The sequence below is a fragment of the Marinobacter sp. V34 genome (genome assembly GCF_055524115.1).
Window position 1 is genome coordinate 321,340 of record NZ_JBUPZY010000004.1, and the last position, 23,700, is coordinate 345,039.

Sequence of the window (23,700 nt, forward strand, 5' to 3'; positions counted from 1 at the left end):
TTACTCCTGGATTATTCCACTTGTGAATTGGTTTTCAGGCTGCTTTCCAGTAATTCAAGCATGTTTACCGGAAGGCGTCTTGGCCGGCCGGAATCCAGTGCAATACAGGCCACACGCACGTCCGCCGATGCCAGTATCTTGTCGTCGGCGCTACGCACGACCTGCTGACGAAAATCCATCCATACACGGCCAAACGCCACCGGTTCCGCGGTCACTCGCAACTCATCGTCGAGCTTTGCCGGGGCACCGTAGTGAATCGCCAGGCGCTGGACAACATAACTGATGTTATCCGCCAGGCCGGCCCGAAGCCCCACCCCCTTATGACGAACCCACTCCGTGCGGGCACGCTCCATATAGTGCAGGTACTTCGCATGGTATACGATGCCGCCGGCGTCGGTATCCTCGATGTACACGCGAACCGACAACCCGACCGACGAATCATAGCCCTCAATCAAACAGGTCCTCCCGTTCGGGACTGGATGGCACTACGCCGAAATGCTGGTAGGCATTGGACGTCACCATTCGCCCACGGGGCGTTCGCACCATAAATCCCTGCTGGATCAGGAACGGCTCGAGAACATCTTCAATGGTGCCCCGCTCTTCACTGATCGCCGCTGCCAGGCTTTCGACACCAACCGGGCCACCATCGAATTTTTCAATCATCGCCAAAAGCAGGCGCCGGTCCATGTGATCAAACCCCTGAGCGTCCACTTTCAGCATGTTAAGGGCCTGATCCGCGATGGATTCACTGATAGAGCCATCCGCTTTGACCTCGGCAAAGTCACGCACCCTGCGTAGCAAGCGGTTGGCAATACGGGGTGTTCCCCGGGAACGACGAGCGATTTCATAAGCACCGCCATTGTCGATAGTGACCGATGACAAACGCGCGGAACGGAGAATAATATCCGTCAGATCCTTGGTGTTATAGAACTCAAGGCGCTGGACAATGCCGAAACGATCCCGCAGCGGCGATGTCAGAAGCCCGGCGCGTGTCGTGGCACCCACCAGGGTGAAAGGCGGCAGATCCAGTTTTATTGAGCGGGCCGCTGGCCCCTCCCCAATCATGATATCCAGCTGGTAATCTTCCATCGCTGGGTAAAGCACTTCTTCCACAGCAGCGCTGAGACGATGGATTTCATCGATGAAGAGAACATCGCCCTCTTCGAGGTTGGTCAGCATGGCAGCCAGATCACCGGCTTTTTCCAACACCGGGCCGGATGTGGTTTTGATGGACACGCCCATTTCATTGGCAATGATGTTGGCGAGCGTGGTCTTACCCAGCCCTGGTGGGCCAAAGATCAGCACATGATCCAAGGCCTCCTGACGCCCCCGCGCGGCGGAAATGAAGATTTCCATCTGTTCTCGCACAGCCGGCTGGCCAACGTAGTCCGCAAGCACACCAGGACGGATCGCTCTATCCTGTACTTCCTCATATTGTCCGGCCTGGGCTGTAATCAGGCGATCCGATTCAATCATTGAACTACCCGCTCAGAGGAAATCAACAACATGCCTGTACACTCGTATCGGGTTCATTATGCCCCAATTGTACAAACGGCGCTTTTGCTGTCACGTTACGCTCTCTACACATATGGGGCCAGGATGCCTTTAATGACACTCTGTTAATCAGCCCGTTAACTGGCAGGAATCATTGCCCTTAGTGCCAACCGAATCAATTCCTGGCTCGACATGCTCTCCTCCGCAACCTTGCCGATGGCCTTCGACGCCTCCTGCGGCTTATAACCCAGGGCAATCAGAGCGGCTTCCGCCTCTTCCCTGGGGTCATGACCTGCCGCAACGCTCGCGCTGGCTGAGTCGGAGCTAACCGTCGCATTTGGCGACGCTGGCATGAACTGCCCTTCAAGTTGCCCTATACGATCTGTCATTTCAATAAGCAGGCGTTCGGCGGTTTTTTTGCCAACACCGGGGAGCTTGACCAGGGCATTTGCATCGCGAGCCTCAACACAGCGGATAAACTGATTGGCATCCAACCCCGACAGAATCCCCGCGGCAAGCTTGGGACCAACCCCATTGACCTTGATCAGCAAACGAAACAGGTCCCTGTCCAGCCGTGAAGAGAAGCCGTAGAGGCTCTGGGCGTCCTCGCGAACAACGAAGTGGGTGTGGAGAACCAGCTCGTCGCCGGTTTCAGGGAGATTAAAGAAGGTGGTATAGGGAATATCGACTTCATACCCCAGGCCGGCGCATTCCACCAATGCCTGGGCGGGGGATTTCTCAACAAGGATGCCTCGAATACGACCAATCAACGGGTTTCTCCCTGGACTTCAATGAGTCGGTTATTGTCTTCTGACCCGGCCACTGCGCACTTTACCGCCACCTCCAGACGCCAGTCTGGCAACGCTCTGGCTCATGTGAGCGTGGCATAGCGCAATCGCCAAGGCGTCGGCGGCATCGGCCTGGGGCTTGCGGGACAGCGCCAAGAGCACCTGCACCATATGCTGGACCTGTGCCTTGTCGGCGCCCCCCTTACCTACGACCGCCTGCTTTACCTGCCGGGCGGAATACTCATGGACAGCCAGCCCGCTGTTTGCGGCCGCTACAATTGCCGCGCCTCTCGCCTGCCCAAGTTTCAGTGCTGAATCCGGGTTGCGAGCCATGAATACCTGCTCAATGGCGAATTCTTCGGGGCGGTACTCACCAATGAGTGTTGCCAGGCTGTGGAAGATGGTTTGCAGGCGTTCCGCCATGGGCTTCTCACCCACCCGGATACAGCCACTGTCAATGTACTCAATCACACGGCCTTCAGCCCGTACGACGCCGTAACCGGTAATGCGTGACCCGGGGTCGACCCCCATGATTATCGACACATTGCATCCTTATTGGTGGAGCGCGTCCATCACGTCAGCCGAGATATCGGCGTTGTGATAGACATTCTGCACATCGTCCAGGTCTTCCAGCATATCGATCAGCTTGAGGATGGGCTCTGCCCCCTCCTCGTCCAGCTCTACGGTCGTTGAGGGCACCATAGTGACTTCTGCGTTATCAGGTATCAGACCGGACTCCACCAGGGACTGTTTAACGTCGAGGAACTGATCTGGCACGGTAACTATCTCGAAGGAGCCGTCGCCGAGCGTTGCCAAGTCCTCAGCACCGGCAACCAGGGCGGCTTCCATCAGCCGGTCTTCGTCCATCTCCGGACTGTAGCTGATAATACCCTGCTTGCTGAAAAGATACGCTACCGAACCGTCAGTCCCGAGGTTGCCGCCCATCTTGTTCAGGGCGTGACGAATGTCGGCCACGGTACGGTTACGGTTATCCGTCATGACTTCCACAAAGATCGCAACGCCACCAGGACCATAACCTTCGTAAGTCAGTTCCTCGTAGTTGCTGTCGTCACCATCCCCGGCACCGCGCTCAACGGCACGCTCAATGGTGTCTTTCTTCATGTTGGCTGTCAGGGCCTTGTCGATCACGCCCCGCAGCCGGGGATTATCGTCCGGATTACCGCCGCCCTGACGGGCCGCCACCGTCAATTCGCGAATGATCTTGGTGAAGATCTTGCCGCGTCTGGCGTCCTGAGCCGCTTTACGGTGCTTGATGTTGGCCCATTTACTGTGTCCAGCCATGATCAACTCCGTTCAGTCGCGGAGCACACACAGGGTGCGCTCCGGCATTGCATTACTCGCCTGCCTGGGCGTCTTCCTTACCTTCGCCGGCCTTGGCAACCGGCTTGCGGCGGCGGATATGAAGCTCACGCAACTGCTTGTCGTCCACTTCCCCAGGCGCCTGCGTCATCAGACAGGTGGCGCTCTGGGTTTTCGGGAACGCGATCACATCGCGGATGGAGCTGGCACCGGTCATCAGCATGATCAGTCGGTCCAGGCCAAACGCCAGACCACCATGGGGAGGGCAACCGTATTTCAACGCATCCAGCAGGAAGCCGAACTTGGCTCGCGCTTCTTCGTGCTCAATACCCAGGGTACGGAACACGTTTTCCTGCGTTTTTTCGTCGTGAATACGGATTGAACCGCCACCGAGCTCGGTGCCGTTCAGCACCATGTCGTAGGCGCGGGACAACGCCGTTGCCGGTGATGCTTCCAGTTCTTCGCCAGAACAGGAAGGCGCCGTGAACGGATGGTGAATCGCCGTCAGGCTTCCGTCAGACGTCTCCTCGAACATCGGGAAGTCCACCACCCACATCGGCGCCCACTCGGACGTCAGCATATCCAGATCGTGGCCGACCTTGATACGAAGCGCGCCCAGGGCTTCGTTGACCACGTTGGTCTTGTCGGCGCCGAAGAACACGATATCGCCATTTTCCGCACCGGAACGCTCAATGACTGCCTGTGCAACGTCGTCACCCAGGAACTTGATGATCGGCGACTGCAGGCCTTCAACACCCTTGGCGGTATCATTGACCTTGATGTAGGCCAGGCCCTTGGCACCATAGATACCCACGTACTTGGTGTAGTCGTCGATCTGTTTACGGGTCAGCTCGCCGCCCTTGGGAACACGCAGTGCTGCAACGCGGCCCTTGGGGTCATTGGCCGGACCAGCAAACACCTTGAAGTCAACGCCGGCGACCAGATCCCCCACGTCAATCAACTCTAGCGGGATACGCAGGTCCGGCTTATCGCTGCCATAACGCTGCATCGCCTCGGCGTACGGCATGCGCGGGAATTCTGGCAAATCCACTTCCAGCACGTCCTTGAACAGGGACCGGATCATGTTCTCGTTCAGGGTCATCAGTGTTTCCTCGTCGATAAACGAGGCTTCGATATCAATCTGCGTGAACTCCGGCTGGCGGTCGGCACGCAGGTCTTCGTCGCGGAAGCACTTGGCAATCTGGTAATAACGGTCAACGCCGGACACCATCAGCAATTGTTTGAACAGCTGCGGCGACTGGGGCAACGCGAAGAACGAACCTTCGTGGGTACGGCTTGGCACCAGGTAGTCACGGGCCCCTTCCGGGGTGGCACGGGTCAGGATAGGCGTCTCCACATCCATGAAGCCGTTGCTGTCCAGGAAGTTGCGAATGTAGCTGGTCACTCTGGAACGGAAACGCAGGCGGTTCAGCATTTCCGGGCGACGCAGGTCCACAAAGCGGTACTTCAGGCGAACATCTTCGCCCACATCCACATGCTCATCCAGCGGGAACGGGGGCGTTGCAGCGGCATTCAGAATGGACAACTGCTTACCCAGCAGCTCAACCTGCCCAGTCGGCATGTTGGCGTTTTCGGTACCGGCGGGACGACGGCGCACACGGCCCGTCACCTGGATAACGAATTCACTACGGACCTTCTCCGCCAGATTGAAGCTCTCTGGCGTATCGGGGTCAAACACGACCTGGGAAATGCCGTCCCGATCACGAAGGTCCAGAAAGATCACCCCCCCGTGATCGCGGCGACGATGAACCCAACCGCAAAGAGTAACTTCCTGATCGATGTGAGATTCGTTGATTCCACCGCAATAATGACTGCGCATACCGGTTCCCGTTGTATCTGATGTGTGCGTAAAAGTTTGCAAAAATGGTTCTGGCGGACCCTACTGCAAAAGCGGCCCATTATAAACACAATGAACGGGAAAATCAGGCTTCCATCACCGTGGGTGACGGTAAAACGTTTGGCCGCTAGAATGAGTCGATTTACCGCCCTTTGGAGCCGCCCTTGTCAGCCCGAGCCGAACAGAAACTCCGCACTCGCCGCGCCCTGATGGACGCCGCCCTTGCCCAACTCAGCGCAGACAGGGGCTTCGGCAGCTTGAGCCTGCGTGAGGTAGCCCGTGAGGCTGGCATTGCACCTACTTCCTTCTACCGACACTTCACGGAACTCGACGAACTCGGCCTGGCATTAGTGGACGAAGGTGGCGTGGCGCTGCGACAACTGATGCGTCAGGCCCGCAAGCGGATCGCGCGGAATGGTGGTGCTATCAACACGTCGGTGGACACGTTCATTGAGTACCTGGACAACAATACCAACCTTCTCAGGTTGATGCTGAGGGAAAAGACGGGGGTATCAAAGCCGTTTCGCACCGCCATCAAAGCTGAAATAGATCATGTCGTCACTGAACTGGCAGACGACCTGAACCGGTTCGCGGAACAGCAGGGAAAGCCACTTTCCGAAGCCAGGCTGGTTGCAGAGGCTATGGTGACACTGGTTTTCAACCAGGGCGCAGAGGCGCTGGACGCCACACCGAAAGAAAAAGAAGAGCTGAAGACAAAGCTGAAAAAAGAACTCCGGATGATACTTCTGGGCTCGCAGACACTCGCCCGCGCCGCCCGCCGCAAATAACCACCGTGTTTCCGGAACCGCCTTTACCCTTCTGAACCGAGCGCCTTCAATATTGGCTCCAGCTTACCGGTTACAGCGGCCAGTTCGTCGTTACTGTAGGGTTCCGGTGGCTGTTTGCCCCATACCGGCCCGGGCCAGGCCGGATCACCCTCGAAACGAACAATATGGTGGAGGTGGAGTTGCGGCACCATGTTACCCAGTGCCGCGACATTGAGCTTCTCGCCCCCGAAAAGTTCCATCATGCCCTCCCCGAGCAGGGAGGACTCCGCCAGCAGTTGCTGTTGCTGCTCCGGAGACAACTGATAGATCTCGCGGACACCCGCAACACGGGGCACAAGAAGAATCCAGGGCCAGCTACTGTCGTTCATTAGCCGGATTTCACACAGCCCGCTTCGCCCGAGGCTGACCGTATCCGCCTTCAGGCGCTCATGCAGAACAAACAGTGACTCCGCCCCACTCATATCAGCCTCCGTGGAACTGGTTCCGGCCACGCCCGATGGCGTAGTAGATCATGCCGTGGCGTTCCAGCATTTCAGGCTCGTACAGGTTGCGTCCGTCAAAAACCACAGGCTCATTAATCGTCGCGGCAATGGCTGCAAAGTCAGGTGACCGGAACTCCTTCCACTCGGTGCAGATAGTCAATACATCCGCGCCTTTCAGAGCCTGCTCCTTGGTTCCGCACAGGATGAGCCCCGGTTGATCACCGAAGATACGCTGAGTCTCTTCCATCGCTTCTGGATCGAAAGCCTGCACAACAGCACCAGCATTCCAGAGATCCTGCATCAGGGCACGGGACGACGCTTCGCGCATATCGTCAGTGTTGGGCTTGAATGCCAACCCCCAGATCGCGACTACCTTGCCCTTCAGGTTGCCATTGAAGTAGTGGCTGATCTTGTCGAACAACACATGCTTCTGAGCACTGTTCACGGCTTCCACGGCGTTCAGCAAGCGGGAATCGTAGTCACAGTCCCTGGCCGTGCGGGTCAACGCCTGTACATCTTTCGGGAAACAGGAACCGCCATAACCACAACCGGGGTAAATAAAGTGATAGCCGATGCGGGGGTCGGAGCCGATACCACGGCGCACGTTTTCGATATCGGCACCCAAACGTTCCGCCAGGTTGGCTATCTCGTTCATAAAACTGATCTTGGTGGCCAGCATGGAGTTGGCAGCATACTTGGTCAGTTCCGCAGACCGAATGTCCATGAAAATCATTCGATCGTGGCTACGATTAAACGGGTAGTAGACCTCATGCAGCATCTCCTTGGCCCGCTCACTGTCGGTGCCAACGATGATGCGGTCGGGCTTCATGAAATCGGTGATGGCCGCCCCTTCCTTAAGAAATTCGGGATTGGACACCACATCAAATTCAAGTTCCAGCCCGCGCTTGTCCAGCTCGGAGCGCACCGCGGCCTTAACCCGGTCACCAGTACCAACCGGCACGGTGGATTTGTCCACCACTACCTTGTAGTCATCCATATACTGCCCAATAGAACGGGCCACTGCAGTGACATACTGAAGGTCGGCGGAGCCATCCTCATCTGGTGGCGTACCCACCGCGATGAACTGCAGGGAACCGTGGGCCACCGCTTCTTCAGTATCGGTGGTAAACGCCAACCGGCCCGCGTCAACGGTATGCTTTACGATGGACTCCAGACCCGGCTCGTAGATCGGGATGTGGCCGCTTTTCAGCTTATCAATCTTGCCCTGGTCTACATCCATGCACAGAACGTGATGACCTACATCGGCCAGACAGGCACCCGTCACAAGCCCGACATAACCGGTCCCGAAAATAGTAATTTTCATCCGTTTGAATCCTAAAATTGCAGTTGTTTAAAGCACGAGAACAAGCAGCTTCAGGCTTGCTTGTCCTGCCAGATCTTTTCCCAGGCCAGGGCTGTGCCGACGATGGTATCCAGGTCGTCGTAATCCGGCTGCCAGCCCAGTACCTTCTTGATCCGTGAATTGTCAGCCATCAACGCGGCAGGGTCCCCTGCCCGACGGCCGGTTTCCTGTACCGGAAAATCATTGCCCGACTGACGCTTAACCACATCAATAACTTCGCGAACGGTAAACCCGCGCCCGTAGCCGCAGTTCAGCACTCGGGACTCACCACCACCGGCCATGTAGTCCAACGCCATCACATGCGCCTTGGCCAGGTCTTCCACATGGATGTAGTCGCGGATGCAGGTACCATCACGGGTGTCATAGTCGGAGCCAAACACGCTCATGCCGTCGCGCTTGCCGGTCACACATTCACACGCCACCTTGATCAGGTGAGTGGCTTCCGGTGTCGCCTGACCCAGCAAGCCTTCTGGATTGGCCCCAGCCACGTTGAAGTACCGCAGGATCACGTAGTTGAGGGACGACGCAGCAGCCAGATCCATGATCATTCGCTCGCTCATCATCTTGGAGGCGCCATAGGGATTGATAGGAGCCAGAGGCAGATCTTCCGTCAATACGGTTTCCTCTGGCATACCGTAAACTGCGGCCGTGGACGAAAACACCATGTAGGGAACCTGATGATCCTCGACGGCCTTCAGAAGATTCAACGTGTTACGGGTGTTGTTACGGTAGTATTTGAGGGGGTTTTCAACCGACTCCGGCACCACAATATTGGCGGCGAAATGCAGCACGGCTTCAAAGCGGTGCTGACTGAAAAGGTCCGCAATGGCCTGTTCATCGGCGAGATCTCCAACCACCAGCTCACCACAGGTGACCGCCCAGCGGTATCCGGTGGACAGGTTATCGAAAACAACTATGTCGTGCCCGGCTTTGCCCAATTGCCTCACGACATGACTACCTATATAGCCGGCTCCGCCGGTTACCAGAACTTTCATGATCGGCCCTCACTCCTTCCCTGAAAACAATTGTTTTCTGCGACGGATGTCTGTTCGCCTCCGCGCGAAAAAATCACTGACAATCTCACTACATGGCCCCGCAAGAACACCACCGAGAGACTCCACGCGCCAATTCAGGTGTTCGTCTTCCAGCGTCCTCCGTGCGGATTCAACGGCGCCCGCTTTCGGTTCCAAAGCGCCATATACAAGACGACTGACGCGGCTATGCACAATAGCGCCCACACACATGGTGCAAGGCTCAAGGGTGACGTAAAGTGTGGCGCCCGGCAACCGGTAATTGCCTGCACGCCTTGCCGCGTCCCGCAGGGCACGTATCTCAGCATGGGCGGTCGGATCGCATCCGCTGATCGGTGCATTATAGCCAGTCCCGATTTCCTGCCCATCCAACACGACCACCGCACCAACTGGCACCTCACCAGCAGCTCCAGCCTGGCCGGCCAACTGCAGCGCACGCTTCATCCAGGAATGATCATCAGTGCCAGCCATAATTCGTGTCCGGTCACAGTCCGCCAGTTCGCCACATCAAGGCTCGAAAAAACGGGGCATGCAACGCATTAAAACAAAAGGTTTATTGAGAGATGATTAACGAGTGCAGCAACAATATCTGAGGCGGCATAATGTGCACCATCATCAACCAGGCGACATATTACCAAAGTTGGAAATGAGTGCACGAATACCTGAAACTCCGCCCATTCAGAAGACCTTATAGCGTGCCTGCCATTTAGGTTAAAAGTTCACCAAACCGGAACTTTCATTACCCCAGAGTGTCTCATGGGACGTTGATGTACGATTACAACAAAGGTCTTTCCGAATGACAGGAGTCGTTCCCATGAGTTTGCCTCCATCCCTGACAGCTTCAGCCGTTCTTCTATTCAGCACCACGCAAGTCGTCCTTGCGCAAATCGACACCCAATCCTCACTACCTGACGATCCAGGCAAAGCATTGGTCGAGAACGTTTGCACAGCCTGCCACGGCATCTCCACCATAAGGCGTTCAGCAGGTTACAGCTCACCCAAAGAATGGCGACGGGTTTTCTCCACCATGATTGACCTGAAAGATGAGCAGGCCACTTCGATTGCCAACTATTTAGCCAAGCATTTTCCGGAAGATCCCAGCAGGCGACCGACGCTGATTCAGGGAAATGTGAACATTGAAATTACCGAGTGGACAACGCCCACCCTTGGGCAGCGCACTCGAGACCCGATTGAAGCACCAGACGGCTCTATCTGGTGGACAGGTATGTGGGCAAGCCTGGTTGGAAGACTGAACCCAACTACTGGCGAAATGAAAGAGTACGATTTACCGCCATCGGCCAGGCCACACTCTATTGTCCCTGATGACGATGGCAACATCTGGTACACCGGAAACAGCAACGCCACCATTGGAATGCTAGATCCGGACACCGGAAATATCACTGAATATGAGACACAGGCCAAAGACCCGCATTCCGCTGTTTTTCACCCCAATGGCCGCTTGTATTTCACGGCTCAGCACGCGGCAATGCTGGGACGGCTTGATCCCGAAACCGGCACATTGAAGGAAGTGGACACCGAAGCAAAACCCTATGGAATCAAGGTTGATTCCAACGGCACAGTGTGGATTGCCTACAACGGCACGAACAAGATTGGCGCTATGGATCCGAAAACCATGAAGGTTCGTTATTACAACCTGCCAGATAAACGAACCCGAGTACGTCGACTTGACCTGGATAGCCAAGGCAACGTTTGGTACGTCAATTCAACGAGGGGGAAAATCGGCCAACTGGACCCGAATACCGGCGCAATCACCGAATGGGACTCTCCCAGCGGCCCGGAATCCCATCCCTACGCATTGGCGGTTATCGACGACATTATCTGGTACAACGAGTCCGGCATGCGACCTGATGCGCTCGTCAGGTTCGACCCAAAGGCCGAAACCTTTCAAAGCTGGGCCATCCCTTCCGGAGTGGGCATTATTCGCAATGTTTGGGTGACAGACGCCGGGAATCTGTTAATCCATCAAAGCAGCACCAATCAAGTCGGGTTGGTCAGGATTAACTGACGAACCCAACCTGCATGCCGGTTACTCCCACTCAATCGTAGCCGGCGGCTTGGAGGAAACGTCATACGTAACCCGTGACACGCCCTCAATTTCATTGATAATGCGGTTGGAAACAGTTTCCAGCAACTCGTAGGGCAGGTGCGCCCAGCGAGCGGTCATGAAATCGATGGTTTCCACGGCACGCAAAGCTACAACGTATTCGTAGCGGCGGGCATCGCCCACCACCCCAACCGATTTGACGGGCAGGAAGACCACAAATGCCTGGTTGGTCTTATGATAAAAGTCAGCGCGATGAAGCTCTTCCAGGAAAATGGCGTCGGCCCTACGAAGGATTTCAGCGTATTCCTTCTTCACCTCACCCAAAATCCGCACGCCCAGGCCGGGCCCCGGGAACGGATGGCGATACACCATATCGTAAGGCAACCCAAGCTCCAGGCCAATGCGGCGAACCTCGTCCTTGAACAGCTCCCGCAGCGGCTCCACCAGCTTCATTTTCATGGTTTCCGGCAGGCCGCCCACATTATGGTGGGATTTTATGACGTGGGCCTTACCGGTCTTGGAGGCTGCGGATTCGATAACGTCCGGGTAGATAGTGCCTTGGGCCAGCCAATTCACATCGCGGATGTTGGCGGCTTCTTCGTCGAACACATCAATAAAGGTATTGCCTATGATCTTGCGCTTTTGTTCTGGATCATCAACACCCTTGAGCTTGGTCAGGAACAGGTCTTCGGCGTCGACTCGAATGACCTTCACACCCATGTTGCTGGCGAACATGTCCATCACTTGGTCGCCTTCGTGCAGGCGCAGCAGGCCGTTGTCCACGAATACGCAGGTTAACTGGTCGCCAATGGCTTTGTGCAACAGCGCAGCGGTAACGGAAGAGTCCACACCGCCAGACAGCCCCAGAAGCACTTTGCCACTACCCACCTGATTGCGGATCTGCTCTACCGCATCGTCAACAATCTTGGCCGGCGTCCACAGAGCCTCGCACTGGCAGATGTTGAGAATGAAGTGCTCCAGAATGCGCTTGCCCTGCAGGGTATGGGTCACTTCCGGATGAAACTGGACGCCGTAGAGGTTACGCGACGTATCCTGCATCGCCGAAATCGGCGCGCTCTCCGTCGATGCCAGCAGCTCGAAGCCCTCCGGCATCACCACCACCTTGTCGCCGTGGCTCATCCACACGTCCAGCAACGAATCGCCGGTTGCCGTGAGGTGGTCTGTAATGTCCTTCAGCAAAGGCCCCTTGGCACGCACTTTGACCTGGGCGTACCCGAATTCCCGCTTCTCGGAACTGGCAACACGGCCGCCTAGTTGCTCGGCCATGGTCTGCATGCCATAGCAAATACCCAGGACCGGAATACCTCTCTCGAACAGACCTTCCGGTGCCCGGGGACCTCCCAGTTGAGTCACTGACTCGGGGCCACCCGCGAGAATGATGCCCTTGGGATTGAACTCTTTCAGTTCCTCATCGGTAATATCAAAGGCCTTGATCTCACAATAGACCCCAATTTCCCGAACGCGGCGCGCGATGAGCTGGGTGTACTGGGAACCGAAATCGAGAATCAGAATACGGTGGTCGTGGATATTGTGAGCCATGAAATCCTCGGAGCAGAAAGAAAAAACGCGGCTCACTGGATGAGCCGCGCCCGAATCGACAATGATCAGCCGATACGGTAGTTAGGTGCTTCTTTGGTGATGGTCACGTCGTGGACGTGACTCTCACGCATGCCCGCATTGGTGATGCGGACGAATTCGGGCTTGGTGCGCATTTCTTCCATGGTGGCACTGCCGGTGTAACCCATGGAAGCCCGCAGACCGCCCATCAACTGATGCACAATATTCCGCATCGGGCCCTTGCAGGCAACGCGACCCTCAATGCCTTCCGGCACCAACTTCTCGATGCCCTTGCTGGCATCCTGGAAGTAACGGTCGCTGGAACCCTGCCCCATGGCACCAATCGAACCCATGCCGCGGTAAGCCTTATAGCTACGGCCCTGATACAGCTCGACCTCGCCCGGTGCTTCGTCAGTACCGGCCAACAGGCTGCCGATCATGACACTGTAGGCTCCAGCTGCAATGGCCTTGGAAATATCGCCGGAGAAGCGAACGCCACCATCCGCGATCACGGGTACGCCGCGATCTTTCAAGGCGGCTGCCACATTGGACACGGCTGTAATTTGGGGCACGCCAATGCCGGCCACAATACGGGTGGTGCAGATGGAACCGGGACCGATGCCCACCTTGACCGCGTCTGCACCGGCATCCGCCAGATCAATCGCCGCATCAGACGTGGCAATATTGCCACCGATCACCTGAACCTCCGGGAAGTGTTCTTTAATCCAGCGAACGCGGTCAATCACACCCTTGGAGTGACCGTGAGCCGTATCCACCACGATCACGTCAACACCGGCTTCTACCAGCGCAGTCACACGGGCATCGGTATCAGCGCCGGTGCCTACCGCCGCCCCGGCTCGCAGACGACCCTGCTCGTCCTTGCAGGCCAGTGGGTAGTCCTTCGCCTTTTGGATATCCTTGACCGTGATCAGCCCGCGCAATTCAAAGTCGTCATTCACGACCAGGACTTTTTCAATCCGGTGGCGATGCAACAGCTCTTTCACATCGTCCAGGTTGGCGCCCTCTTTCACCGTCACCAACTTGTCCTTGGCGGTCATGATTTCCGAGACTGGCGTGTCCAATCGGCTTTCGAAGCGAATATCACGCCCGGTAACAATGCCAACCAGATCAACACCATCGACCACCGGCAGGCCCGATATGTTGTTGGCCATGGTGATATCGACCAATTCGCGAACGGTGGTGTCCGGTGATACCGTGATAGGATCCTTCACGACGCCGCTTTCGAATTTCTTAACCTTGCGGACCGCCGCGGCCTGCTGTTCAACAGACATGCTCTTGTGCATGATGCCGATGCCACCTTCCTGAGCCATGGAGATGGCCAGGTCTGCTTCGGTCACGGTATCCATAGCCGCCGACACCAGCGGAATATTCAGGGTGATACCTTTGGTCAGCTGGGTTTGCAGGCTGACCTGGTGAGGAAGAACCTCTGAGCGTCCTGGAACGAGCAGTACATCGTCAAAGGTGAGGGCTTCTTCGGCAATTCGCAGCATTGGGATCCGCCTTTTGAACATGCTAGATTGGAGAATTCTGACACCACATCCCGCAGGCTGTAGCAGTACAAAATTCTTAATCGACCTATTATAAATGGGCCTTGGTTGACAGTAAACCGGGGCTGACTACCTATTGGGTTGCATCTTTTTGAATTTTCGCTATTTTTACTCTCCAATTTTCGGCTTTTGCGTATACAGCAATCCGACAGAAACGAAGGAGCACTCCCTTTGGACAGCGGTTTCCAGGATTCCCGGCCCCGAGCGCTGAGTGTCAGCGAGCTCAATCACCAGGCCCGCCACCTGCTGGAAGCCAGCTTCATGCAGGTTTGGGTTGAGGGCGAATTGTCCGGGTTCTCCCGTCCCTCTTCCGGCCATTGGTATTTCTCCCTGAAGGATCGCAAATGCCAGATCCGCTGCGCCATGTTCCGGGGCTTCAACCAGCGGGTGAAAGAGATTCCGAAGGAAGGCGAGCAGGTTCGCATCCGTGGCAAAGTAACGCTTTACGAGAACCGGGGCGATTTCCAGATCATCGTCGAGCATGTCGAACCAGCTGGGCTGGGCGCGCTGCAACAGGCCTATGAGGAACTCAAACGCAAGCTGCAGATGGAAGGCCTGTTCGATGCCGCGCGCAAAAAACCGCTGCCCACAACTCCCCGCCATATTGGCGTAGTAACATCGCCCACCGGCGCCGCCATTCACGACATCCTGACTGTGCTTGCCAGGCGCTGCCCGGCCATTCCCGTGACCCTCTACCCCACCTCTGTCCAGGGACAGGCAGCAACGGCGGATATCGTCCGCGCCATTGATCGGGCCGCCCGGCACGGAGTCGCCGATGTACTGGTTATTGGTCGTGGTGGCGGCTCACTGGAAGATCTCTGGTGTTTCAACGAGGAAGCCGTTGCCCGCGCTATTGCAGCGTGCCCCCTGCCAACGGTCAGTGCAGTGGGCCACGAAGTGGACGTGACCATTGCCGACTTTGTCGCCGACCTGCGGGCACCAACACCATCCGCCGCTGCGGAAAAGATATCACCCGACCAACAGGACTGGCTGCGACAGCTCAGGGAACGGGAGCATCGGCTCGCCGGTGCCGCCAGTCGGGCCCTCAAACGAATGAGGACTCAGTTGGAGCACCTTTCTGCCAGGCTCAGGGATCCTCGGCGTGAACTGATGGAAAAAGCCCAGCGCATGGACGACCTCGATCTGCGACTTGGCAAGGCCGTGCGCCAACGCATCGAGCGGGAAAAGGTACGCACTGAACACCTTGGCCAGCGCCTGAGAATGCAATCCACCGCAAAGCGGCTTGACGACAACCGCAGGAGCGTCAGCCAGCTGTCCGAACGACTGACCCGCTTGGCTCGCCAGTCCGTCATCCAACGCCAGGAGCGCCTTGAGCATCTGGCTCAAACACTGAATGTGGTCAGCCCGCTGGCGACCCTGGGCCGGGGGTACGCCATCATCCAGCAGGAAAACGGGGATATAGTTCGCCAGGCCAGTGAACTCGTGCCCGGCGACAGGATCACCGCCCGTGTCGCCAGCGGGCACCTTGAAGCGAGCGTGACCACCGTCAATTCAGAAAACCAATAACTTTCAAAAAGACAGAAACTTAGCCTATGGTCTAGTAGTCCTATACCTCAAAGCGCTTAAAGTTGTGGGTAACACAAAACACAACAACAGTGATGCGAGGTGGATGTTATGGACTACCACTCCGAGTTCAGGCAATCGATCGACCAGCCTGACACCTTCTGGCGCGAGAAAGCGTCTGCCATCGACTGGATGGAGCCTCCGAAAACCATCTGGCAGCCCACCGATAACGGTCATGGGCAATGGTTTCCCGATGGCATCCTTAACACCTCCGATGTCGCACTGGATGCCAATATCCGAGCCGGGCGCGGCGAACAGAAGGCTCTCGTTTACGACTCTCCTGTCACCGGCACCACCCGGTCATACACTTACAACGAGCTTACCCATGCGGTGGCGATCTTCGCCGGCGCTCTCCAGGATAGAGGCATCACCAAGGGCGACCGGGTGATACTCTATATGCCGATGATTCCGGAAGCCGTCATAGCCATGCTGGGCTGTGCCCGGATTGGTGCTATTCATTCCGTGGTCTTTGGCGGCTTTGCAGCCAATGAGCTGGCCGTGCGCATTGATGATGCCAAGCCCAAAGCCATCATCACGGCCTCCTGCGGTATCGAGATTAGCAAAGTCATCGAATACAAACCTCTGGTGGACAAAGCCATCGATCAGGCCACCCATAAGCCAGAGAGCTGCATTGTGTTTCAGCGCCCGCAGGTACAAGCCGCCCTCCGGGAAGGTCGCGATTTCGACTGGAATGAGCTGGTTAGCCAGGCCGGCCCGGTAGACCCGGTGCCTGTCCGGGCCACGGACCCGCTCTATATCCTCTACACGTCCGGAACCACCGGCAAACCCAAGGGCGTCGTGCGCGATAATGGTGGCCACGCCGTGGCTCTTCGCTACAGCATGCACCTGGTGTACGACGCCAACCCGGGAGATGTCTACTGGGCTGCATCGGACGTTGGCTGGGTCGTTGGCCACAGCTACATCGTTTACGGGCCGCTGTTCGCCGGTTGCACCACCATTCTCTACGAAGGCAAGCCGGTCAAAACCCCGGATGCTGGCGCATTCTGGCGAGTGGTTCAGGACCACGGCGTGAATCTGTTATTTACCGCACCAACAGCCTTCCGGGCCGTGCGCAAGGAGGACCCGGAGGCTGATCAGCTATCCCGCTACGACATCAGTTCCCTGAAACGCCTCTTCCTGGCCGGCGAACGCCTGGACCCACCGACCTACGAATGGCTGAAAGAACATACCCGCCTGCCAATACTGGACCACTGGTGGCAAACCGAAACCGGCTGGGCGATTTGCTGCAACCCGGTGGGCATCGAAATGATGACGACGAAACCTGGCGCCGCCACGCTTCCGTCTCCTGGGTTCAACGTTCAGGTGGTTGATATGAAGGGCAGCCAGGTTCCGGCCGGGGAACAGGGCCAAATAGCCGTTAGACTGCCACTCCCTCCAGGTTGCATGTCCACGGTATGGGGTGACGACGCCCGATTCCGTAACACCTATCTGACCCCCATCGAAGGCTTCTACAGTTCCGGAGATGGCGGATTTGTTGATGAAGACGGATATGTATTCGTGATGGGTCGAACGGACGACGTCATCAATGTCGCGGGCCACCGGCTGTCCACCGGAGAGATGGAGGAAGTGGTCGCAGCCCACCCGGCCATTGCGGAATGCTGCGTGGTCGGCGCTCACGATGACATGAAAGGCCAAGTGCCCGTGGGGCTCGTACTGATCAAGGATGGTGCAACTATTGACCACGACGAACTTGAAGAAGAGCTGGTTGAGATGGTGCGCGAAAAAATCGGCGCCATTGCCTGTTTCCGCAAGGCATTGGTGGTGGAAAGACTCCCCAAAACCCGGTCCGGCAAGATCCTGCGCCGGGTGATCCGCCAGATCGCCGATGGCGAGGACTACGCGGTACCGAGCACAATTGACGACCCCGCCATACTGGAAGAGATCAGCGAGCAATTCAAAGGCTGACCACCAAAGCCCGTCACCAATCGGAAACTGCGCCACAACGGTGCATACGCTTGGTGACGAGTTTATGACAACTCGTTGTTTTTGCGGCTTAAAAAACTTAAATAAAGTGCTAAAAAAAGCGTTGACGCTTCCCGAACTCGGTCTATACTGAAATTGCTGTGAAAATACAGCGGTATTTGGTGAATGCGTTTCAACGTCCTGCCGAAGTGCTCTTCGTTGCCCCTTTCCTCAGTACTTCCTGAATTTTTACAGCGCCGGTATTCCGACAGGATACCGATGGTCCCGTGAGGGCAAAATTTCAGAAATACAGGAAAGATCAATGTCAGATACAAAAACAGGCCACGTAAAGTGGTTTAACGAGTCCAAGGGCTTTGGCTTTATCGCCCAGGACGGTGGCAGTGACGTTTTCGTTCACTATAGTGCAATCAACTCAAGCGGCTTCCGCACCCTGACCGAAGGTCAACAAGTGCAGTTTACCGTGACTCAGGGCCCGAAAGGTCCCCAGGCGGAAAACGTAACCCCGGTCTGAGGTTACGCGGCCCCGCCCTATGCCCCTCACGGGCACAGGGAATCCGAAAAAGCCGGCATTCGCCGGCTTTTTCTTTTTCAGGCACCCGCTTCCGCTGACGCCTTATTCACAGCCTGATCCCGACGACCGGCTTCAACCACCTGGGATACCGCCGAGAACAACGCCTGCAAGGTAGCTGAGGTCGTATCTTCGGCGAGAGCGGCCGCACTGCAATGCTGTCCGCCCACAGTTACACGGATACAGGCCAGTGCATTGGCGTTGGTGCCCTCACCCAATGCAAATTCATCGTAGGCTTCCACCGCCAGGGTTATGTCGTATTCCGCCTCCAGCGCCGCCGACACGGCCTCAACCGCTCCGAGGCCATGCCCTTTTAGGGTTATCGGGTCGGTTTCAGCGCCAATACTCACAACGGCATTCACGCCTTCATCATCCCGGTGAAGGTCATAGGATCTCAACTCCCAGGCTTTGGCCACCTTCAGGTAACGATCTTCGAACAACCGATGAATCGTCAGTGAGTCAATCTCTCCGCCGTTGGTTTCGGCCTCTCGCTGCACCAGCTTACTGAACTCGATCTGCAACCACCGTGGCAGGCTGATGTTGTAATCACGCTCCAGGACATAAGCCACACCACCTTTGCCAGACTGGCTGTTGATGCGAACCACTTCCTCGTAACGGCGACCGAGGTCATGAGGATCGATGGGCAGATACGCCACATGCCAGCTTTCGCCTTCGGAGCGGCGGGCCAGGCATTTACGGATTGCATCCTGGTGGCTGCCTGAGAAGGCCGTAAACACAAGCTCACCGGCATAAGGGTGACGGGGATGGGTAGAAATTTCAGTACAGGCTTCAACCACATCGGTAATCTCAGCCATGCCAGACAGGTCCAGCGTTGGATCCACGCCCTGGGAATATAGGTTCATGGCCATGGTTACCAGGTCCATATTGCCGGTGCGCTCACCATTGCCCATCAATGTTCCTTCAACCCGGTCTGCACCGGCCATGACCGCCAGCTCCGCAGCCGCAACGGCACAGCCGCGGTCGTTGTGGGTGTGAACGCTGATACTGATGTGCTCGCGATACCGGACCTGATCACAGATCCACTCGATCTGGTCAGCAAACACATTGGGGGTAGCCATCTCAACTGTGGCCGGCAGGTTGATCACCACTGGCTGACCCTGGTCTGGCCGCCAGACGTCGTTCACCGCATCAATCACTTCCGCCGCGTAATCCAGTTCAGTACCGGTGAAACTCTCCGGCGAATACTGGAATGTCCACTCGGTGTCCGGGTACTTCTCGGCATTGGCCTTAACGATCCTCGCGCCATTAACCGCAATCTCCTTCACCCCTACCCGGTCCATGCCGAACACCTGTTCCCGCTGAACCGTCGACGTTGAGTTGTACACATGCACGATGGCCTTGCGAGCCCCCTTGAGGGCTTCGTAGGTACGCTCAATCAACTCAGGCCGCGCCTGGGTCAGCACCTGAATGTGCACATCATCGGGAATTCGATCTTCCTCAATAAGCTTGCGACAAAAGTCAAAATCCGGCTGGCTCGCCGCGGGAAAGCCAATCTCGATTTCCTTGAACCCCAGCTTTACCAGCAAATCAAACATCCGTTGCTTCTGGGCTACCGACATCGGCTTCACCAACGCCTGATTGCCATCCCGCAGATCCACCGCACAAAACCGGGGTGCGGTGGTGATGACTTTGTTCGGCCAGCGACGATCAGTTTTCGCCACCGGCGTAAACGCAACGTATTTACGATGATCAAATGCCATTGGGGTGATTCCTTGCTGTTCTCACGGGGAATTCATTGATTGTGTATCAGGATAACGCCTCACACGGGGAAAATGATTGCTTTTTCTCCCTCAAGATACTCAGAATAGACATAATATTTCACAATACTCATAAAGGATGGAATTTTATGTCAAATTCCGACAAGTCACTTATTAAAATCGACAAGATTGACCGCAATATCCTCGAACAATTGCAGCAGGACGGATCACTGACGAACCAGGAACTGGCCGACAAGGTTGGCCTGTCGCCCTCTCCTTGCCTGCGGAGGGTCCGCGCCCTGGAAGACGCCGGAGTTATTGTCCGGCAGGTAACGATCCTTGATCACAAGAAGCTGGGGTTGTCCCTTACGGCAATCATACTCATCGGCATGGACCGGCATACCCCCGAGCGCTTCGCAGCGTTCGAACAGCAGGTGGGTGAATACCCTGAAGTTCAGGAGTGCTACCTGATTACCGGCCAGGATGCCGATTACATGCTCAAGGTGGTGGTACCGGACATGGATCACTATCACCACTTTCTGCTAAATCGCATCACCCGCATCCAGGGCGTCAGTGGTGTGCACTCCAGCTTTGTGCTGAGGCGGGTGATTGACAGTACGGCCCTGCCTCTGGGGTATCTGTCCTGATTCGCTAGCGGATGAGTTCAGCCAGATAGGCCCGGGCCATGCACTTGAGCTCACTCACCATCGAGCGAGCCTGCTCTTCCGGCAGGGTCGCCGCAAGCCTGAGAACGGTTCCGGCCGAGCGGGGCAACATCAGGCTTGCCGTCCATCGACGATCTTCGGGAATGCGAGGGCAGACGTCCCGCAAGCGGTTGTCCAGGTCACGGGCATGGCTGTATAGCTCGCGGACATCGAGATCCCGCAGTTCGGGCATCGATTCTACCCCGCTCCAGATCACGGAATAAGCAGGCTCTGTTCGATAAAACTCATAGAACAGGTCGATCAGAACGTCTACGGCATCTACCAGCTCCAGGGTTTGAAGACGCTCCCGCAATGCCGTCTCCATCCGTTCAACATGCCCTTCGGCAATGGCCTTTACAATGGCAGCCTTGTTGGGAAAGTAACGGTAGAGGGAGGCGAGTGACATACCGGACTGACGGGCAATGGCAGACATACTGGTGGCGTCGACACCCACTTCGTGGAAAATCGCTGCCGCATGGCTGAGAATACTATTCACGCGCTCGCGGCTTCTGGCCTGAACGGGCTGACGGCGAGGCGTGATATCCACGGTTTCTTCGGTCATATCTCCTGCTTCAGTAGCGGTTATACGGTAAAGCATAGCTGCCCGTTACATGGGCGACCAGTTTCTCGTCGCTTCCCTGCCCGGAGAGCAACCGCACTTCGCAAAAAGCAAGTCGGCGCCCCATCCGTAGAACCCTAGCCTCGCCTATCAGATCGTCCGGTGCCGGCTTATGCAGGAAATTGATCGACAGGTTACTGGTCACCGCCATTTCAACCTGACCAATGGCGGCCATCACTGCCGCGTACATGGACGCATCCGCCAAGGCCATCTGCACCGGACCAGACAATGTGCCGCCGGGGCGAATCAGGCGTTCCGAGAACACCAGGCGGGTGCGGGCGAACCCACCCTCCTGCGCTTCGTCGACCGTAAATCCGATATCCTCGGCCATGGGCACACCGGCCCTGATAACGGCCTCGACTTCTGCTGCGGTCAGTGTCATTCGCTGCTCTCCCAATGTCCATCTGTACCTCGTGGTAATCGCTCCGTACAATAGCGAGCACGACAGGATAAATAAAGAACCTCTTCTCAACTGCTTACGGATAACACAATGCGAGCAAGCCGCTACCTGATTGCCACCCAAAAAGAAACGCCTGCCGATGCCGAGATCATCAGCCATCAGATGATGCTCCGGGCGGGAATGATCCGAAAACTGGCCTCCGGCCTCTATTCCTGGCTGCCAATGGGATTGAGGGTGCTTCGCAAGGTTGAACGCATCGTTCGCGAGGAAATGGACAAGAGTGGCGCACAAGAAGTGCTGATGCCTGCGGTTCAACCTGCGGAGCTGTGGCAGGAATCCGGGCGCTGGGAACAGTACGGCGGTGAACTACTGCGGATGAACGACCGCCATGGTCGTGACTTCTGCTTCGGGCCCACCCACGAGGAGGTCATCACCGACCTGATTCGCAATGAGCTGAAAAGCTACAAAGAGCTGCCCGCGAATTTCTACCAGATCCAGACCAAGTTCCGTGATGAGCGACGCCCCCGGTTTGGCGTGATGCGTGCCCGGGAGTTCATCATGAAGGACGCTTACTCCTTCCATGTGAATGCGGAATCATTGAACGACACCTATCAGGTCATGCATCGCACCTATTGCTCCATCTTTGATCGCTTGGGTCTGGATTACCGCCCCGTCGAGGCGGATTCCGGCGCCATCGGCGGAAGCGCGTCCCACGAATTCCATGTACTGGCCTCATCTGGTGAAGACGCCATTGTGTTCAGCACCGACAGCGGCTATGCGGCCAACATTGAGAAAGCTGAAGCCGTTGCACCCACCGGAGACCGCTCATCGCCTTCCGAAGAAATGGCGGAAGTGGCCACACCAGAGCAACGGACCATAGAGGCAGTTGCAGCGTTCCTGAAGGTGGACGCCAGTCGCTGCGCCAAGACCCTGCTGGTCAAGGCCGAAGAAGACGACAACGGTCACAGTGGCCTGATTGCCCTGATTTTGCGAGGAGATCATACCCTTAATGAAATCAAGGCAGAAAACCTGCCCGATGTCGCTGAACCGCTGACCATGGCAACCGACGAGGAGATCGAACAGGTCGTCGGCTGCAAGGCCGGTTCCATCGGCCCCGTGGCCCTGCCGGTGCCAGTCATTGTCGATCGCAGTGCAGCGCACATGGTGGACTTTGTCTGCGGAGCCAACAAGGAAGGCCACCACCTGACCGGGGTGAACTGGGAGCGGGATGTGCCACTGGCCCGCGTGGAAGACCTGCGCGATGTGGTCGAAGGCGACCCCAGCCCAGACGGAAAGGGCACCCTGGAAATCCGACGCGGCATTGAAGTTGGCCACATTTTCAAGCTGGGCAACAAGTACAGCACGGCCATGAACGCCACGGTACTAGACGAGAACGGTAAGAGCGCCACCCTGGAAATGGGTTGTTACGGCATTGGCGTGTCCCGAATTGTCGCCTCGTCCATTGAGCAGAACCACGATGATAAGGGCATCATCTGGCCCGACGCCATTGCCCCGTTTCAGGTGGCTATCGTGACCCTGAACGGCCACAAATCCCCGACGGTGAAGGCCGCCGGCGAAAAGCTCTATGAACAGCTCCGTCAGGCTGGCTTTGATGTTCTGCTGGATGACAGAAACGAACGCCCGGGCGTGAAGTTCGCGGACATGGAGTTGATCGGCATTCCTCACCGGTTCGTGGTGTCCGAACGGGGCCTGGCGGCAGAAACCCTGGAATACAAGGGCCGCCGTGACGAAGACAAGCAGGATATTCCGCTGGCCGAGGCACTCCCCTTCCTGATCAGCGCATCCCCGCGCAACGGCCTCTAAGGCA

The 23,700-nt window shown here is 56.8% G+C and carries 22 protein-coding genes; 7 read left to right on the top strand and 15 right to left on the bottom strand.

Annotated elements, in window-relative coordinates; all coding sequences use genetic code 11:
• Nucleotides 1–11 precede the first annotated feature (11 nt).
• The 6 genes from AC0B60_RS09195 to aspS all read right to left on the bottom strand — a co-directional run bounded on the left by AC0B60_RS09195 (nt 12) and on the right by aspS (nt 5,442).
• The gene (locus tag AC0B60_RS09195; RefSeq protein WP_465085479.1) at nt 12–455 is read right to left on the bottom strand and encodes a YbgC/FadM family acyl-CoA thioesterase; all 444 of its coding nucleotides are present in this window, start codon (nt 453–455) and stop codon (nt 12–14) included.
• A complete protein-coding gene (gene ruvB, locus AC0B60_RS09200) occupies nt 448–1,476 on the bottom strand; it encodes a Holliday junction branch migration DNA helicase RuvB (RefSeq protein WP_465085480.1) in 1,029 nt (342 codons plus the stop codon). Before ruvB ends, AC0B60_RS09195 begins: the two co-directional genes overlap by 8 nt.
• Nucleotides 1,477–1,631: 155 nt before the next feature.
• Nucleotides 1,632–2,264: a Holliday junction branch migration protein RuvA gene (gene ruvA / locus AC0B60_RS09205; RefSeq protein ID WP_465085482.1), complete on the bottom strand. Its 633-nt coding sequence runs from the start codon at nt 2,262–2,264 to the stop codon at nt 1,632–1,634.
• A 30-nt stretch (nt 2,265–2,294) separates the two neighbouring features.
• Entirely contained in the window at nt 2,295–2,825 is a 531-nt protein-coding gene (gene ruvC / locus AC0B60_RS09210; RefSeq protein ID WP_465085484.1) for a crossover junction endodeoxyribonuclease RuvC, read from the bottom strand.
• A gap of 9 nt (nt 2,826–2,834) precedes the next feature.
• Nucleotides 2,835–3,584, bottom strand: coding sequence for a YebC/PmpR family DNA-binding transcriptional regulator (locus AC0B60_RS09215; protein ID WP_465085485.1), 750 nt, complete (start codon nt 3,582–3,584; stop codon nt 2,835–2,837).
• Between the two features lie 52 nt (nt 3,585–3,636).
• The gene (gene aspS / locus AC0B60_RS09220; RefSeq protein WP_465085487.1) at nt 3,637–5,442 is read right to left on the bottom strand and encodes an aspartate--tRNA ligase; all 1,806 of its coding nucleotides are present in this window, start codon (nt 5,440–5,442) and stop codon (nt 3,637–3,639) included.
• Nucleotides 5,443–5,624: 182 nt separating this feature from the next.
• Here aspS and fabR point away from each other — a divergent pair, with 182 nt between their 5' ends.
• On the top strand, nt 5,625–6,248 hold the full coding sequence (gene fabR / locus AC0B60_RS09225; RefSeq protein WP_465085489.1) for an HTH-type transcriptional repressor FabR: 624 nt from the start codon (nt 5,625–5,627) through the stop codon (nt 6,246–6,248).
• Nucleotides 6,249–6,271: 23 nt separating this feature from the next.
• On the opposite strand, the gene AC0B60_RS09230 is transcribed toward fabR, so the two are convergent.
• The 4 genes from AC0B60_RS09230 to tadA are packed head-to-tail and all read right to left on the bottom strand — an operon-like array spanning nt 6,272 to nt 9,595.
• Nucleotides 6,272–6,709, bottom strand: a complete 438-nt coding sequence (locus AC0B60_RS09230; protein ID WP_465085490.1) for an HIT domain-containing protein — start codon at nt 6,707–6,709, stop codon at nt 6,272–6,274.
• A 1-nt stretch (nt 6,710) separates the two neighbouring features.
• Nucleotides 6,711–8,054 (bottom strand): UDP-glucose dehydrogenase family protein, encoded by a 1,344-nt coding sequence (locus tag AC0B60_RS09235; protein ID WP_465085491.1) that lies wholly within the window; start codon nt 8,052–8,054, stop codon nt 6,711–6,713.
• A 50-nt stretch (nt 8,055–8,104) separates the two neighbouring features.
• Nucleotides 8,105–9,088, bottom strand: coding sequence for a UDP-glucose 4-epimerase GalE (galE, locus tag AC0B60_RS09240; protein ID WP_465085493.1), 984 nt, complete (start codon nt 9,086–9,088; stop codon nt 8,105–8,107).
• Nucleotides 9,089–9,097: 9 nt separating this feature from the next.
• The gene (tadA, locus tag AC0B60_RS09245) at nt 9,098–9,595 is read right to left on the bottom strand and encodes a tRNA adenosine(34) deaminase TadA (protein ID WP_465085495.1); all 498 of its coding nucleotides are present in this window, start codon (nt 9,593–9,595) and stop codon (nt 9,098–9,100) included.
• Nucleotides 9,596–9,938: 343 nt separating this feature from the next.
• Here tadA and AC0B60_RS09250 point away from each other — a divergent pair, with 343 nt between their 5' ends.
• Complete coding sequence (locus AC0B60_RS09250; RefSeq protein ID WP_465085497.1) at nt 9,939–11,150, top strand: Vgb family protein; 1,212 nt, start codon at nt 9,939–9,941, stop codon at nt 11,148–11,150.
• Nucleotides 11,151–11,171: 21 nt separating this feature from the next.
• Here AC0B60_RS09250 and guaA read toward each other — a convergent pair whose 3' ends face one another.
• On the bottom strand, nt 11,172–12,749 hold the full coding sequence (gene guaA / locus AC0B60_RS09255; RefSeq protein ID WP_465085498.1) for a glutamine-hydrolyzing GMP synthase: 1,578 nt from the start codon (nt 12,747–12,749) through the stop codon (nt 11,172–11,174).
• A 65-nt stretch (nt 12,750–12,814) separates the two neighbouring features.
• Nucleotides 12,815–14,278 carry an IMP dehydrogenase gene (guaB, locus tag AC0B60_RS09260; RefSeq protein WP_465085500.1) on the bottom strand — a complete coding sequence of 488 codons (1,464 nt, stop codon included), beginning with the start codon at nt 14,276–14,278 and terminating at the stop codon, nt 12,815–12,817.
• 228 nt (nt 14,279–14,506) lie between these two features.
• On the opposite strand from guaB, the gene xseA reads away from it, so the two are divergent.
• The 3 genes from xseA (at nt 14,507) to AC0B60_RS09275 (ending at nt 18,374) form a co-directional block, all read left to right on the top strand.
• Complete coding sequence (gene xseA, locus AC0B60_RS09265) at nt 14,507–15,862, top strand: exodeoxyribonuclease VII large subunit (protein ID WP_465085501.1); 1,356 nt, start codon at nt 14,507–14,509, stop codon at nt 15,860–15,862.
• Between the two features lie 108 nt (nt 15,863–15,970).
• A complete protein-coding gene (locus AC0B60_RS09270; protein WP_465085502.1) occupies nt 15,971–17,845 on the top strand; it encodes a propionyl-CoA synthetase in 1,875 nt (624 codons plus the stop codon).
• A gap of 319 nt (nt 17,846–18,164) precedes the next feature.
• Nucleotides 18,165–18,374 carry a cold-shock protein gene (locus AC0B60_RS09275; protein ID WP_048494874.1) on the top strand — a complete coding sequence of 70 codons (210 nt, stop codon included), beginning with the start codon at nt 18,165–18,167 and terminating at the stop codon, nt 18,372–18,374.
• A 77-nt stretch (nt 18,375–18,451) separates the two neighbouring features.
• On the opposite strand, the gene leuA is transcribed toward AC0B60_RS09275, so the two are convergent.
• Complete coding sequence (leuA, locus tag AC0B60_RS09280; protein ID WP_465085504.1) at nt 18,452–20,152, bottom strand: 2-isopropylmalate synthase; 1,701 nt, start codon at nt 20,150–20,152, stop codon at nt 18,452–18,454.
• A 146-nt stretch (nt 20,153–20,298) separates the two neighbouring features.
• Here leuA and AC0B60_RS09285 point away from each other — a divergent pair, with 146 nt between their 5' ends.
• Nucleotides 20,299–20,796: an Lrp/AsnC family transcriptional regulator gene (locus AC0B60_RS09285; RefSeq protein WP_465085506.1), complete on the top strand. Its 498-nt coding sequence runs from the start codon at nt 20,299–20,301 to the stop codon at nt 20,794–20,796.
• 4 nt (nt 20,797–20,800) lie between these two features.
• On the opposite strand, the gene AC0B60_RS09290 is transcribed toward AC0B60_RS09285, so the two are convergent.
• Both AC0B60_RS09290 and AC0B60_RS09295 read right to left on the bottom strand, forming a co-directional pair.
• The gene (locus AC0B60_RS09290; RefSeq protein WP_465085508.1) at nt 20,801–21,415 is read right to left on the bottom strand and encodes a TetR/AcrR family transcriptional regulator; all 615 of its coding nucleotides are present in this window, start codon (nt 21,413–21,415) and stop codon (nt 20,801–20,803) included.
• 10 nt (nt 21,416–21,425) lie between these two features.
• On the bottom strand, nt 21,426–21,854 hold the full coding sequence (locus AC0B60_RS09295; RefSeq protein ID WP_465085510.1) for a PaaI family thioesterase: 429 nt from the start codon (nt 21,852–21,854) through the stop codon (nt 21,426–21,428).
• Nucleotides 21,855–21,962: 108 nt separating this feature from the next.
• Between AC0B60_RS09295 and AC0B60_RS09300 the strand changes: the two genes are divergently transcribed.
• A complete protein-coding gene (locus AC0B60_RS09300) occupies nt 21,963–23,696 on the top strand; it encodes a proline--tRNA ligase (RefSeq protein ID WP_465085511.1) in 1,734 nt (577 codons plus the stop codon).
• The last annotated feature ends 4 nt before the right edge of the window (nt 23,697–23,700 follow it).